Origin of the sequence: Streptomyces formicae (assembly GCF_002556545.1) — a bacterium.
In the GTDB taxonomy this organism is placed as follows: domain Bacteria; phylum Actinomycetota; class Actinomycetes; order Streptomycetales; family Streptomycetaceae; genus Streptomyces; species Streptomyces formicae_A.
On sequence record NZ_CP022685.1, the window covers coordinates 6,317,327 to 6,331,649 of the forward strand.

At 70.2% G+C, this 14,323-nt stretch carries 12 protein-coding genes; all 12 read left to right on the forward strand.

The features are described from left to right. Positions 1–74 precede the first annotated feature (74 nt). The 12 genes from KY5_RS27805 (at position 75) to KY5_RS27860 (ending at position 14,149) form a co-directional block, all read left to right on the forward strand. Positions 75–1,367, forward strand: coding sequence for a homoserine dehydrogenase (locus tag KY5_RS27805; protein ID WP_098244789.1), 1,293 nt, complete (start codon positions 75–77; stop codon positions 1,365–1,367). A 6-nt stretch (positions 1,368–1,373) separates the two neighbouring features. Next, a complete protein-coding gene (gene thrC / locus KY5_RS27810; protein WP_098244790.1) occupies positions 1,374–2,432 on the forward strand; it encodes a threonine synthase in 1,059 nt (352 codons plus the stop codon). Positions 2,433–2,698: 266 nt separating this feature from the next. Further along, positions 2,699–3,616 (forward strand): homoserine kinase, encoded by a 918-nt coding sequence (gene thrB, locus KY5_RS27815; protein ID WP_098244791.1) that lies wholly within the window; start codon positions 2,699–2,701, stop codon positions 3,614–3,616. A gap of 388 nt (positions 3,617–4,004) precedes the next feature. Beyond that, on the forward strand, positions 4,005–6,041 hold the full coding sequence (gene rho, locus KY5_RS27820; protein ID WP_098244792.1) for a transcription termination factor Rho: 2,037 nt from the start codon (positions 4,005–4,007) through the stop codon (positions 6,039–6,041). A 330-nt stretch (positions 6,042–6,371) separates the two neighbouring features. Then, the gene (locus KY5_RS27825; protein ID WP_098244793.1) at positions 6,372–7,496 is read left to right on the forward strand and encodes an LCP family protein; all 1,125 of its coding nucleotides are present in this window, start codon (positions 6,372–6,374) and stop codon (positions 7,494–7,496) included. A 158-nt stretch (positions 7,497–7,654) separates the two neighbouring features. Next, positions 7,655–7,876, forward strand: coding sequence for a 50S ribosomal protein L31 (gene rpmE / locus KY5_RS27830; protein ID WP_098244794.1), 222 nt, complete (start codon positions 7,655–7,657; stop codon positions 7,874–7,876). A gap of 116 nt (positions 7,877–7,992) precedes the next feature. Beyond that, complete coding sequence (prfA, locus tag KY5_RS27835; RefSeq protein WP_098244795.1) at positions 7,993–9,069, forward strand: peptide chain release factor 1; 1,077 nt, start codon at positions 7,993–7,995, stop codon at positions 9,067–9,069. 80 nt (positions 9,070–9,149) lie between these two features. Beyond that, the gene (gene prmC / locus KY5_RS27840; RefSeq protein WP_098244796.1) at positions 9,150–9,989 is read left to right on the forward strand and encodes a peptide chain release factor N(5)-glutamine methyltransferase; all 840 of its coding nucleotides are present in this window, start codon (positions 9,150–9,152) and stop codon (positions 9,987–9,989) included. A 47-nt stretch (positions 9,990–10,036) separates the two neighbouring features. Further along, complete coding sequence (locus KY5_RS27845; RefSeq protein ID WP_055543563.1) at positions 10,037–10,684, forward strand: L-threonylcarbamoyladenylate synthase; 648 nt, start codon at positions 10,037–10,039, stop codon at positions 10,682–10,684. Continuing rightward, complete coding sequence (locus tag KY5_RS27850) at positions 10,681–11,331, forward strand: protein-tyrosine-phosphatase (RefSeq protein WP_098244797.1); 651 nt, start codon at positions 10,681–10,683, stop codon at positions 11,329–11,331. Before KY5_RS27845 ends, KY5_RS27850 begins: the two co-directional genes overlap by 4 nt. 78 nt (positions 11,332–11,409) lie before the next feature. Then, positions 11,410–12,681 (forward strand): serine hydroxymethyltransferase, encoded by a 1,272-nt coding sequence (gene glyA, locus KY5_RS27855; protein WP_098244798.1) that lies wholly within the window; start codon positions 11,410–11,412, stop codon positions 12,679–12,681. A gap of 130 nt (positions 12,682–12,811) precedes the next feature. Then, complete coding sequence (locus tag KY5_RS27860) at positions 12,812–14,149, forward strand: MraY family glycosyltransferase (protein ID WP_098247518.1); 1,338 nt, start codon at positions 12,812–12,814, stop codon at positions 14,147–14,149. The last annotated feature ends 174 nt before the right edge of the window (positions 14,150–14,323 follow it).

Genomic DNA, 14,323 nt, shown 5'->3' on the forward strand with positions numbered 1-14,323 from the left:
CCGGACAATGGATAGAAAGTCCGTTCCGGTGGGTGAGACTGGTCCCACCGTAGATGTAGGAGAAGTGAGGTCGGATGATGCGTACGCGTCCGCTGAAGGTGGCGCTGCTGGGCTGTGGGGTCGTCGGCTCAGAGGTGGCGCGCATCATGACGACGCACGCCGAGGACCTCACGGCCAGGATCGGCGCCCCGGTGGAGCTCGCCGGGGTCGCCGTGCGGCGCCCCTCCAAGGTGCGCGAGGGAATCGACCCCTCCCTCATCACCACCGACGCGACCGCCCTGGTCAAACGCGGTGACATTGACGTCATCGTCGAGGTGATCGGCGGCATCGAGCCCGCGAGGACCCTCATCACCACCGCCTTCGAGCACGGCGCGTCCGTCGTCTCGGCGAACAAGGCCCTCATCGCGCAGGACGGCGCCGCGCTGCACGCCGCCGCCGTCGAGCACGGCCGTGACCTCTACTACGAGGCCGCCGTCGCCGGTGCCATCCCGCTGATCCGGCCGTTGCGCGAGTCCCTCGCGGGCGACAAGGTCAACCGCGTCCTCGGCATCGTGAACGGGACGACGAACTTCATCCTCGACGCCATGGACACCACGGGGGCGGGCTACCAGGAGGCCCTCGACGAGGCCACCGCGCTCGGGTACGCCGAGGCCGACCCGACCGCCGACGTCGAGGGCTTCGACGCCGCCGCCAAGGCCGCGATCCTCGCCGGCATCGCCTTCCACACGCGCGTGCGTCTCGACGACGTGTACCGCGAGGGCATGACCGAGGTGACCGCCGCCGACTTCGCGTCCGCGAAGCGCATGGGCTGCACCATCAAGCTCCTCGCGATCTGCGAGCGGGCCGCCGACGGCGAGTCCGTCACCGCGCGCGTGCACCCCGCGATGATCCCGCTCAGCCACCCCCTCGCCTCGGTCCGCGGCGCGTACAACGCCGTCTTCGTCGAGGCGGAGGCCGCGGGCCAGCTGATGTTCTACGGCCCCGGCGCGGGCGGCTCGCCCACCGCGTCCGCCGTCCTCGGCGACCTCGTCGCCGTGTGCCGCAACAAGCTCGCCGAGTCCACGGGGCCCGGCGACTCCGCGTACACCCAGCTGCCCGTGAGCTCCATGGGCGCGGTCGTCACGCGCTTCCACATCAGCCTCGACGTGGCCGACAAGCCGGGCGTGCTCGCCCAGGTCGCGACGGTCTTCAGCGAGCACGGCGTGTCGATCGACACGGTCCGTCAGACGGGCAAGGACGGCGAGGCATCCCTCGTCGTCGTCACTCACCGCGCGCCCGACGCCGCCCTCACCGGCACCGTCGACGCGTTGCGCAAACTCGACACCGTGCGTGGTGTCGCCAGCATCATGCGGGTTGAAGGGGAGTAGGCAGCAATGACCCACCAGTGGCGCGGAATCATCGAGGAGTACCGGGACCGTCTTCCGGTCTCCGGCACGACGCCGGTCGTGACGCTTCGCGAGGGCGGTACGCCGCTCGTACCCGCGCAGGTGCTCTCCGAGCGCACGGGCTGCGAGGTCCACCTCAAGGTCGAGGGCGCCAACCCCACGGGGTCCTTCAAGGACCGCGGCATGACCATGGCGATCACCAAGGCCAAGGAGGAGGGCGCGCAGGCCGTCATCTGCGCCTCCACCGGCAACACGTCGGCCTCGGCCGCCGCCTACGCGGTGCGGGCCGGAATGGTCTGTGCCGTCCTGGTCCCGCAGGGCAAGATCGCGCTGGGCAAGATGGGGCAGGCGCTCGTCTACGGCTCGAAGATCCTCCAGGTCGACGGCAACTTCGACGACTGCCTGAACCTGGCCCGCGGCCTCTCCGAGAACTACCCGGTGGCGCTGGTCAATTCGGTCAACCCGTTCCGCATCGAGGGTCAGAAGACCGCGTCCTTCGAGATCGTCGACGCGCTCGGCGACGCCCCCGACATCCACGTCCTTCCCGTCGGCAACGCGGGCAACATCACCGCCTACTGGAAGGGCTACAAGGAGTACGCCGCCGACTCGGTGTCGACGCGCACTCCCCGGATGTGGGGCTTCCAGGCCTCCGGCTCGGCGCCCATCGTGCGCGGCGAGATCGTCAAGGACCCCTCGACGATCGCCACCGCGATTCGCATCGGCAACCCCGCGTCGTGGCAGCACGCGCTCTCGGCGCGCGACGAGTCGGACGGCTTCATCGACGAGGTGACGGACCGTGAGATCCTGCGCGCCTACAAGCTGTTGGCGTCCCAGGAGGGTGTCTTCGTGGAGCCCGCGTCGGCCGCTTCGGTCGCCGGCCTGCTGAAGGCCGCCGAGCAGGGCAAGGTCGACAAGGGCCAGCGGATCGTCTGCACGGTCACGGGCAACGGCCTCAAGGACCCCGACTGGGCCGTCGCCGGCGCCCCCCAGCCGGTCACCGTCCCGGTCGACGCGGCCGCCGCCGCGGAACGCCTCGGCCTGGCGTAACCGCCACAAGAGCAGGGAAAACCCGCAGTTCCGTACAGGGGGTGCACAGGGGGCTTACGACACGCATCGTGCGCCTCCTGTGCGCCCTATGTCGCCACAGAACCTTCCTTCGATAGGCTGTACCGAACCCGCCCCGCCGCATATGCCGCGGTGCCGCCGTTGTTCGCGGCCTTCGGGTGTTCCGTACATGTGGCACGTAGTTGAAAATACGCAGCGTAAAAATACGCAGCCTCGAAAACACGCAGCTCAAGGAGAGTCATCGAGCGATGGCCGGTCCCGCGTTCCGCGCCGCCGCCGTCCGGGTGCGCGTCCCCGCCACCAGCGCCAACCTCGGCCCGGGCTACGACGCCCTCGGCCTGGCGCTCGGTCTGTACGACGACGTGGTCGTCCGGGTGGCCGACTCCGGCCTGAACATCGACATCGCCGGGGAGGGCAGCGAGACCCTTCCGCGCGACGAGTCGCACCTGCTCGTCCGGTCCCTGCGCACCGCCTTCGACCTGCTGGGCGGACAGCCGCGCGGACTTGAGATCGTCTGCGCCAACCGCATCCCGCACGGCCGGGGCCTCGGCTCCTCCTCCGCCGCCATCTGCGCCGGAATCGTCGCCGCGCGCGCCGTGACGATAGGCGGCGAGGCCAAGCTGGACGACGCGGCGCTGCTCGAACTGGCCACCGAGATCGAGGGCCACCCCGACAACGTCGCGGCCTGTCTGCTCGGCGGCTTCACGCTGTCCTGGATGGACGGGGGAGCGGCGCGCGGGATCAGGATGGAACCCGCCGATTCCATCGTTCCGGTGGTTTTCGTCCCCGGCAAGCCCGTCCTCACCGAGACCGCGCGCGGACTGCTCCCGCGCACCGTCCCGCACGTCGACGCGGCCGCCAACGCGGGCCGGGCCGCGCTGCTCGTCGAGGCCCTGACCAGGCGCCCCGAGCTGCTCCTGCCCGCCACCGAGGACCGACTGCACCAGGAGTACCGCGCCCCGGCCATGCCGGAGAGCGCCGCCCTGGTGGAGCGGCTGCGCGCCGACGGCGTGCCCGCGGTGATCTCCGGCGCGGGACCCACGGTCCTCGCGCTGGCCGAAGACAGTGCGGCCGACAAGGTCGCACGCCTGGCAGGAGAGGGCTGGGCGGCCAATCGCCTGGCGCTCGACGCCACAGGCGCGAGCGTGCTGCCGCTTGCGCCCTGAGGCGGGAAAACGCGCGAATCCGGGGTGTCCGGGTTCGGAGAGGGGGAATGTTTGTTGGATCCGGTAGTGTTAATCTCAAGTCTGCACCCGACCCCACCATGGCGAGGTGCTTTGTGTCCCCGTCCGGGACAACCATTCTTCCGGGAGCCTCCCAAACTGTTCTGTGCCTCGCACTGAACGGTCCTGAGCACGCTCCGGAACCGGCGTGACCGAGCCGGGTGACACCGCACATCAGTGGCACCGCACCGGGAATCGCCATCACCAGTGAATTCTTCCGCCGCGTTGGCGGACCACCGCCCCGGCACGTTCCCCACCACAGGGACCGCCGGACAGCACAACCGGTCGCCGAGCCAGACAGGCCGACGTCCGCTCCAGGGAAGGACCCTTCGTGAGCGACACCACCGATCTGATGGGCGTGACTGCCGACACGCCCGCCACGGACGCCTCCGCGGCGCCTGCCACCGGTGCTTCGGCCGGGTCCCGGCGGCGCCGCGGCACCGGCCTCGAGGGCATGGTGCTGGCGGAACTGCAGCAGGTCGCATCGGGCCTTGGGATCAAGGGCACCGGGCGCATGCGCAAGAGCCAGCTGATCGAGGTCATCAAGGAGGCGCAGGCAGGGGGCGGAGCCCCGGCGAAGAGCGCCGCCGCCGCGGACACCGCGGAGACCAAGCCGAAGCGCCGCGCCACCTCCAAGGCCCGTACGGGCGAGGACGCCGCGGAGAGCACCGGCAAGGCGGGCAAGGCCGACAAGAACGAGGGCGGCAAGGCCGAGAAGGCCGCCGCCAAGGCCACCGCCCAGCAGCAGATCGACATCCCCGGCCAGCCCGCCAGCGACGACCAGCCGGCCGGTGAGCGCCGCCGCCGCAGGGCCACCGCCGACGCGGGCAGCCCGGAGACCGTCACCGCCGAGGCGAAGGGCGAGTCCAAGGCCGAGGCCAAGGGCGACGCGTCCGAGGCCAAGGGCGGCGACGGCGCGGGCGACAACAACGCCGAGGGCCGCCGCGACCGCCGCGACCGGCAGGGCCGCGGCCGTGACCGCGACCGCCGCGGCAACAAGGGCGACGACCAGCAGGGCGGCGGTCGTCAGGACCGCCAGGACCGTCAGCAGCAGGGTGGCGGCGGTCGTCAGGACCGCCAGGACCGCCAGCGGGACAACGGTCCGCAGGACGACGACGACTTCGACGGTGGCCGCCGCGGCCGTCGCGGCCGTTACCGGGACCGTCGGGGCCGTCGCGGCCGCGACGAGGGCGGCTTCGGCAACGAGCCGCAGGTCTCGGACGACGACGTCCTGATCCCCGTCGCGGGCATCCTGGACATCCTCGACAACTACGCGTTCATCCGTACGTCGGGCTACCTCCCGGGTCCGAACGACGTGTACGTCTCGCTCGCCCAGGTCCGCAAGAACGGTCTGCGCAAGGGTGACCACATCACCGGCGCCGTCCGCCAGCCCAAGGACGGCGAGCGCCGCGAGAAGTTCAACGCGCTCGTCCGCCTCGACTCGGCGAACGGCATGGCGGCCGAATCCGGCCGCGGGCGACCGGAGTTCAACAAGCTGACGCCCCTTTACCCGCAGGACAGGCTCCGTCTGGAGACCGACCCGGGCGTGCTCACCACCCGCATCATCGACCTCGTCGCGCCCATCGGTAAGGGACAGCGCGGTCTGATCGTGGCCCCGCCGAAGACCGGCAAGACCATGATCATGCAGGCGATCGCCAACGCGATCACGCACAACAACCCCGAGTGCCACCTGATGGTCGTCCTGGTCGACGAGCGTCCGGAAGAGGTCACCGACATGCAGCGGTCGGTGAAGGGCGAGGTCATCTCCTCGACCTTCGACCGCCCCGCCGAGGACCACACCACGGTCGCCGAGCTCGCCATCGAGCGCGCCAAGCGTCTGGTGGAGCTGGGCCACGACGTCGTCGTGCTGCTCGACTCGATCACGCGTCTGGGCCGTGCGTACAACCTCGCCGCCCCGGCCTCCGGCCGCATCCTGTCCGGTGGTGTCGACTCGACGGCGCTCTACCCGCCCAAGCGCTTCTTCGGCGCCGCGCGCAACATCGAGGACGGCGGCTCGCTGACCATCCTCGCGACCGCGCTCGTCGACACCGGTTCGCGCATGGACGAGGTGATCTTCGAGGAGTTCAAGGGCACGGGCAACGCCGAGCTCAAGCTCGACCGCAAGCTCGCCGACAAGCGCATCTTCCCCGCGGTGGACGTCGACGCGTCCGGTACCCGTAAGGAAGAGATCCTGCTCGGCAGCGACGAGCTCGCCATCACCTGGAAGCTGCGTCGCGTGCTGCACGCGCTCGACCAGCAGCAGGCGATCGAGCTGCTCCTGGACAAGATGAAGCAGACGAAGTCGAACGCCGAGTTCCTGCTCCAGATCCAGAAGACGACCCCGGCGCCGGGCAACGGCAACGACTAGTCGTCCTCAGCAGGTCCCCGGGGCCGCCCCGTCACAGCTGTGACGGGGCGGCCCTTTTGGTGCCCAGGGTGCGAAACGAGACCCGAGCGAGACCTTGGCCACACGGCTAAGAGATTCTCACGATCACGGGCAGTAGTTCCGGATCGGGCGAAAGTGCAGGTGAGGGGCGGGAAGGGGGCTCAGAGGCGCACGGTGCGTAGTGAAAGGACCCCGGGGCGCACACAGAGTGCTGTGCAACCCTTCAAGCGGTTTCGACGTCTGACAAGTGACGAAAAACCGCGCCTGTCCCTGAAAGCAGGGGGTAACCGACCGACGAGGACTGAGGAGCAGATGACCGACGAGAGCACGCCGGCCGATACGACGCCGAAGCGTCCGCGCGGCGGAGGCGGCCGACGCCGCAAGCCCCGTCCCAAGCGCCGCAAGGTGCTCGTCGTCACGGCCTGGACCGCCGCATCGGTCGTGGTCATCGGCGGAGCCGGTCTCGGCTACGCGTACTTCAAGCTCAACGGCAACATCAAGGGCGTCGACATCAACGCCGCCCTTGGCACGGACCGCCCGCTCGACGTCGACAACGGCTCCCAGGACATCCTCGTCCTCGGCTCCGACTCGCGCTCCGGGGACAACGCCAAGTACGGCAAGGACGAGGGCGCGGCCCGCTCGGACACCGCGATGATCGTCCACGTCTACAAGGGCCACAAGAAGGCCAGCATCGTCTCCATACCCCGCGACACCCTGATATCCCGGCCCGAGTGCACGTCCGTGGACGGCAAGACGACCGACCCCGGCGGCCAGCGGCAGATGTTCAACACGGCGTACGAGGTCGGCGGCCCGGCCTGCGCCGTCAAGACCGTCGAGCAGATGTCCGGCATCAGGATGGACCACTACCTCGAGGTCGACTTCACGGGCTTCAAGAAGCTCATCGACACCCTCGGCGGCGTCGAGCTCACCACGAAGAAGCCCATCAAGGACGAGAAGAGCCACCTCGACCTCGACGCGGGCAAGCACACCCTCGACGGCGAGCAGGCGCTCGGCCTGGTCCGCACCCGGCACGGCGTCGGCGACGGCAGCGACCTCGGCCGCATCCAGCTCCAGCAGGCGTTCATCAAGGCCCTGCTCAACCAGGTCAAGGACGTCGGCGTCTTCAGCAACCCGAAGAAGCTCTTCGACCTCGCGGACGACGCGACCAGCGCCATCACCACCGACTCCGACCTGAACGACGTCAAGTCCCTGGCGAGCTTCGCCAACGGTCTCAAGGGCATCGGCGCGGGCGACATGAAGATGGTCACGCTGCCCGTCGAGTACGACCCGGCCGACCTCAACCGCGTCCTGCCCCTCGAAAAGGCCGACCGGGAGGTCTGGGACGCGCTCAAGGCCGACAAGCCCATTCCCAAGTCCGCCACGGACAAGTCGGCGGGCGACAAGGGCTCGGTGGGCTCCGTGGTGAGCAGCGACTAGGCGGTCCTGCGCCCGCCCCGCACCCGTCAGGAATAGATCGGCCCCCACCCCGGTTTTGGGAGATACGGCCGGTCCTGGCAGACTGGTACGTCGGCCCCGGTTCACGTACGAGCAATCCGCGCGTACGACCCGGCGCCCTCCCGAAACTAGGAGACACCTTGAAGCGCGACATCCACCCCGAGTACGTCGAGACGCAGGTCAGCTGCACCTGTGGCGCGTCGTTCACCACCCGCAGCACGATCTCCAGCGGCACCGTCCGTGCCGAGGTCTGCTCCGAGTGCCACCCGTTCTACACGGGCAAGCAGAAGATCCTCGACACCGGTGGCCGCGTGGCCCGCTTCGAGGCCCGCTTCGGCAAGGCTGCAGGCGCCAACAAGTAGCGAGCCACTGCGCCGGTCATCGGCCGCCCTCGGGAGGGGGTGGCCGGGACCGGCGCTTTTGCCGTCCCGCAGCCAATTCGCGTAGAACCCTCGCGTAGAAAACCAGGAGCCCCCGAATGTTCGAGGCGGTCGAGGAACTGATCGGCGAGCACGCCGATCTCGAGACGAAGCTCGCGGACCCGTCGGTCCACGCCGACCAGGCCAACGCGCGCAAGCTCAACAAGCGCTATGCCGAGCTGACCCCGATCGTCTCGACGTACCGCTCCTGGAAGCAGACCGGGGAGGACATCGAGACCGCGCGCGAGTTCGCGGCCGACGACCCCGACTTCGCCGCCGAGGTCAAGGACCTGGAGCGGCAGCGCGAGGAGATCACCGAGAAGCTGCGCCTGCTGCTCGTGCCCCGGGACCCGTCCGACGACAAGGACGTCATCCTGGAGGTCAAGGCGGGCGCGGGCGGCGACGAGTCGGCGCTCTTCGCCGGTGACCTGCTCCGCATGTACCTGCGGTACGCGGAGCGCGTCGGCTGGAAGACCGAGATCATCGACGCCACCGAGTCCGAGCTGGGCGGCTACAAGGACGTCCAGGTCGCCGTGAAGACCAAGGGCGGCAACGGCGCGACCGAGCCCGGCCAGGGCGTCTGGGCGCGGCTGAAGTACGAGGGCGGCGTGCACCGCGTGCAGCGCGTGCCCTCCACCGAGTCGCAGGGCCGCATCCACACCTCCGCCGCCGGTGTCCTGGTGACGCCCGAGGCCGAGGAGATCGACGTCGAGATCCACGCGAACGACCTGCGGATCGACGTCTACCGCTCCTCGGGCCCCGGCGGCCAGTCCGTCAACACCACCGACTCCGCGGTGCGCATCACGCACCTGCCCACCGGAGTCGTCGCCTCCTGCCAGAACGAGAAGAGCCAGCTCCAGAACAAGGAGCAGGCCATGCGTATTCTGCGTTCCAGGCTGCTCGCGGCGGCCCAGGAGGAAGCGGAGAAGGAGGCCGCGGACGCGCGCCGCAGCCAGGTCCGCACGGTCGACCGCTCCGAGAAGATCCGGACGTACAACTTCCCGGAAAACCGGATCTCGGACCACCGCGTCGGCTTCAAGGCGTACAACTTGGACCAGGTGCTCGACGGCGACCTCGACGCGGTCATCCAGGCCTGCGTCGACGCGGACTCCGCCGCCAAGCTCGCCGCCGCGTAACACCCCCGCCCGTCCACAGCTCAGCCCGGAGGACCAGCGTGCAGCAACATCTTGGGGGGCGACCCCCAAACCCCCGCGGCGTGCTGCTCGCGGAAGTGGCCCAGGCCACCCAGCGCCTCGCCGACGCGGGCGTGCCCTCGCCGCGCAACGACGCGGAGGAGCTGGCCGCCTTCGTGCACGGTGTGAAGCGCGGCGAGCTGCACTCCGTCAAGGACGCGGACTTCGACGCCCGCTACTGGGAGACGATCGCCCGCCGCGAGGCCCGCGAGCCGCTCCAGCACATCACCGGGCGCGCCTACTTCCGGTACCTGGAGCTGCAGGTCGGCCCCGGTGTCTTCGTGCCGCGTCCGGAGACCGAGTCGGTCGTCGGGTGGGCCATAGACGCCGTGCGCGCCATGGACGTGGTCGAGCCGCTGATCGTCGACCTGTGCACCGGGTCGGGCGCCATCGCCCTCGCCCTCGCGCAGGAGGTCCCGCGCTCGCGGGTGCACGCCGTGGAGCTCTCCGAGGACGCCCTGAAGTGGACGCGGAAGAACGTCGAGGGATCCAGGGTCAAGCTTTCCCAGGGCGACGCCCGTGACGCGCTCCCCGAGCTCGACGGGCAGGTCGACCTGGTGGTCTCCAACCCGCCGTACATCCCGCTCACCGAATGGGAGTACGTCGCACCGGAGGCCCGCGACCACGACCCGGAGCTGGCGCTCTTCTCCGGTGAGGACGGCCTCGACCTGATCCGGGGCATCGAACGCACCGCGCACCGGCTCCTGCGCCCCGGCGGCGTCGTCGTCATCGAGCACGCCGACACCCAGGGCGGCCAGGTGCCGTGGATCTTCACCGAGGAGCGGGGCTGGGCCGACGCCGCCGACCACCCCGACCTCAACAACCGGCCGCGCTTCGCCACCGCCCGCAAGGCGATGCCGTGACCACCATGACGTCAAGCCAGCAGTACGTGTACGAGGAGGCCCGCTAAATGGCACGGCGATACGACACCAACGACGCGACCGACCGTACGACCGGTCTGCGCGAGGCCGCGTCCGCCGTCCGCCGTGGCGAGCTGGTCGTGCTGCCCACCGACACCGTCTACGGCATCGGTGCCGACGCCTTCACCCCGGAGGCGTGCGCCGATCTCCTGGACGCCAAGGGCCGCGGCCGCAACATGCCGACCCCTGTCCTGATCGGCTCACCGAACACCCTGCACGGCCTGGTCACCGACTTCTCCGAGTCGGCCTGGGAGCTCGTCGACGCCTTCTGGCCCGGCGCCCTGACCCTGGTCGCCAAGCAGCAGCCGTCCCTCCAGTGGGACCTCGGCGACACCCGCGGCACGGTCGCGATCCGCATGCCGCTGCACCCCGTCGCCATCGAACTGCTCACCGAGGTCGGCCCGATGGCCGTCTCCTCCGCCAACCTCACGGGCCACCCGGCCCCCGAGGACTGCGACGCCGCCCAGGAGATGCTCGGCGACTCCGTCTCCGTGTACCTGGACGGCGGCCCGACCCCGGGCATCGTCCCGTCGTCGATCGTCGACGTCACGGGCAAGGTGCCGGTGCTGCTCCGGGCGGGCGCGCTCTCCGCCGAGGAGCTGCGCAAGGTCGTACCCGACCTCGAGGTGGCGAATTGACAGCCCCTGAGACGGGGCGTGGCATAGCGGGCTTCCCGGGCTCTGCGGGTGCGTTCCGCATCCTCCACGTCAGCACCGGCAACGTGTGCCGCTCGCCGATCACCGAGCGGCTGACCCGGCACGCCCTGGCCGACCGGCTCGGCGACCCCTCCACGGGCGGTCTGATCGTGGAGAGCGCCGGCACCTGGGGCCACGAGGGCGCCCCCATGGAGACCAACGCCGAGACCGTCCTCGCCGACTTCGGCGCGGACGCCACCGGGTTCATGGGCCGCGAGCTCCTCGACGACCACGTCATCCGCGCCGACCTCGTCCTGACGGCGACCCGCGACCACCGGGCGCAGGTCATCTCGATGGGCCACTCGGCGGGCCTGCGCACCTTCACGCTCAAGGAGTTCACGCGGCTCGTGCGGGCCATAGACCCGACGACCCTGCCCGACCCCGACGAGGGCGTGGTGGAGCGTGCCAGGGCGCTGGTGCGGGCCGCGGCGGCGCTGCGCGGCTGGCTCCTCGCGCCCAGCGTGGAGGCCGACGAGGTGTACGACCCCTACGGGGCACCCCTGCCGTTCTTCCGCTCGGTCGGCGACGAGATCAACCAGGCCCTCGACCCCGTCGTGACGGCCCTGACCGGGGTGACCGCCCACACCTGACCGGCGGCCCCGCGCGGGGCCGCCCGCGCGGGCCTACATTGGATCTGAGGTCACCCCCGCACGGCCCCGGAGCCCACCATGTCGCTCAGCACGGTCACCACGCAGGGCACCGCGCCCGGCGGCGCCACCACCGCGTACACGGATCTCGACGCGCTGCGCCGACAGGACCCGGAGCTCGCCGACGTCCTGGCGGGGGAGACGGCGCGCCAGGGCGACTCCCTTCAGCTGATCGCCGCGGAGAACTTCACCTCGCCCGCCGTCCTCACCGCCCTCGGCTCCCCGCTCGCCAACAAGTACGCGGAGGGCTACCCGGGCGCCAGGCACCACGGCGGCTGCGAGCTCGTGGACGTCGCCGAGCGGATCGCCGTCGACCGCGCCAAGGCGCTCTTCGGCGCCGCGCACGCCAACGTGCAGCCGCACTCCGGGTCCTCCGCGGTGCTCGCCGCGTACGCCGCGCTGCTGAGACCGGGGGACACGGTCCTCGCGATGGGACTGCCCTACGGCGGACACCTCACGCACGGCTCACCCGCGAACTTCTCCGGGCGCTGGTTCGACTTCGTCGGCTACGGGGTGGACCCCGAGAGCGGCCTCGTCGACTACGACCAGGTGCGCGCCCTGGCCCGTACGCATCACCCCAAGGCCATCGTCTGCGGCTCGATCTCCTATCCGCGGCACCTCGACTACGCGGCCTTCCGCGAGATCGCCGACGACGTGGGGGCGTACCTCATCGCCGACGCGGCGCATCCGATGGGCCTGGTGGCCGGGGGAGCGGCGCCCAGCCCCGTGCCGCACGCGGACGTGGTCTGCGCGACCACGCACAAGGTCCTGCGCGGCCCTCGGGGCGGCCTCCTGCTGTGCGGGGCGGAGCTCGCCGAACGGATCGACAGGGCCGTCTTCCCGTTCACGCAGGGCGGCGCGCAGATGCACACGATCGCCGCCAAGGCCGTCGCGTTCGGCGAAGCGGCAACACCGGCCTTCACCGCGTACGCCCATCAGGTGGTGACCAACGCGCGGCTGCTGGCCGAAGGGCTCGCCGCCGCCGGGTTCGCGATCACCACCGGCGGTACGGACACACATCTGATTCTGGCCGATCCGACCCCTCTGGGAGTCGACGCGCGCACCGCCCGCGGCCGCCTCGCGGCGGCCGGGATCGTCCTCGACACCTGCGCGCTGCCGCACGGCGAGACCCGCGGCCTGCGGCTCGGAACCGCCGCGATCACCACCCAGGGGATGACCGGGCCGGACGTGGTGCGCATCGCCGGACTGCTGGTCGACGCGGTGCGCGAAGACCCGAACGTACGAGAAGAGGTACGTGAACTGGCGGGGCGATTTCCGCCTTATCCGGGCTAGGAAGGGGTAGCCGCGTCCGTGGCGTGCGCATACTCGTGCAACCATCGTCGCTACCCGGAAGTCCCCAACCATATGCGCGCGAAGCTAGGGTGTGGGGCTGAGATGGCCAGCGATATCTGTGGGGATGCCCGTGCGTGAATACCTGCTGACGCTCTGCATCACGGCCGCGGTGACCTACTTGTTGACCGGCCCGGTGCGGAAGTTCGCGATCGTGGCCGGCGCCATGCCGGAGATCCGCGCTCGTGACGTGCACCGGGAGCCCACGCCCCGGCTCGGCGGTATCGCGATGTTCTTCGGACTGTGCGCGGGGCTCCTGGTCGCCGATCACCTGCCGAACCTGAACGAGGTCTTCGAGAACTCCAACGAGCCGCGCGCCCTGCTCTCCGGAGCGGCGCTGATCTGGCTGATCGGTGTCCTCGACGACAAGTTCGAGATCGACGCCCTGATCAAGCTCGGCGGCCAGATGATCGCCGCGGGCGTCATGGTCATGCAGGGCCTGACGATCCTGTGGATCCCGATCCCCGGCGTCGGCACGGTCTCGCTGACCCAGTGGCAGGGCACGCTGCTCACCGTCGCGCTCGTCGTCATCACCATCAACGCGGTGAACTTCGTCGACGGCCTCGACGGTCTCGCGGCGGGCATGGTGTGCATCGCGTCCGCCGCGTCCTTCATGTACGCCTACCGGATCTGGTACGGGTACGGCATCGAGGCCGCGGCCCCCGCGACGCTCTTCGCCGCCATCCTGATGGGCATGTGCCTGGGCTTCCTGCCGCACAACATGCACCCCGCCCGGATCTTCATGGGCGACTCGGGCTCGATGCTCATCGGTCTGGTCCTCGCGGCGGGCGCGATCTCCGTCACCGGGCAGGTCGACCCGGCGGCGATGAAGCTGAACTTCGGCGGCGGCCGCGATGCCACGCACGCGATGCTCCCGGTCTTCATCCCACTCCTGATGCCGCTGACGATCATCGCCATCCCGTTCGCCGACCTGGTCCTCGCGATCGTGCGGCGCACGTGGAACGGCAAGTCGCCCTTCGCTGCCGACCGCGGCCACCTCCACCACCGGCTCCTGGAGATCGGGCACTCACACAGCCGCGCGGTCCTGATCATGTACTTCTGGTCGGCGCTGATCGCCTTCGGCACCGTGGCGTACTCGGTGCACTCCACGAGCGTGTGGATCCTGCTCCTCATCGTGGCGCTCAGCGCGTTCGGTCTGGTGCTCCTGCTGCTTCCGCGCTTCACACCGCGCACACCGCGCTGGGCCGAGGCGTTCGTGCCGCCGCGCTACCGGCGCCGCGGCACGGCCGAACAGGGCGCCCAGGGCGGGGCGGAGGGGGCGCACGGGGGAGAGGAGACCCCTGTGGACCCGGAGGAGAAGACGCCGGTCGCCGCGGGCGTCAACGGAGCGACCGCGATCGGCGCCCGTTCGCGCTTCCAGGATCGACGCGAGGCGGGTTCGTCGCGCTGAGACGTGGCACTAAATCGCCCCATTACCAGACAAGTTGACGCCGTGAGTGCACAGACGCGCGGGTTCACTCTCATGTGTGACAGTGAGCACACTGAGCAGGTAAAGACCTCATCAAATAGTTTGTGATACCGTTCACGAAACCCCGGGATAGAGCCGAAGGACCGTAGTGCGACG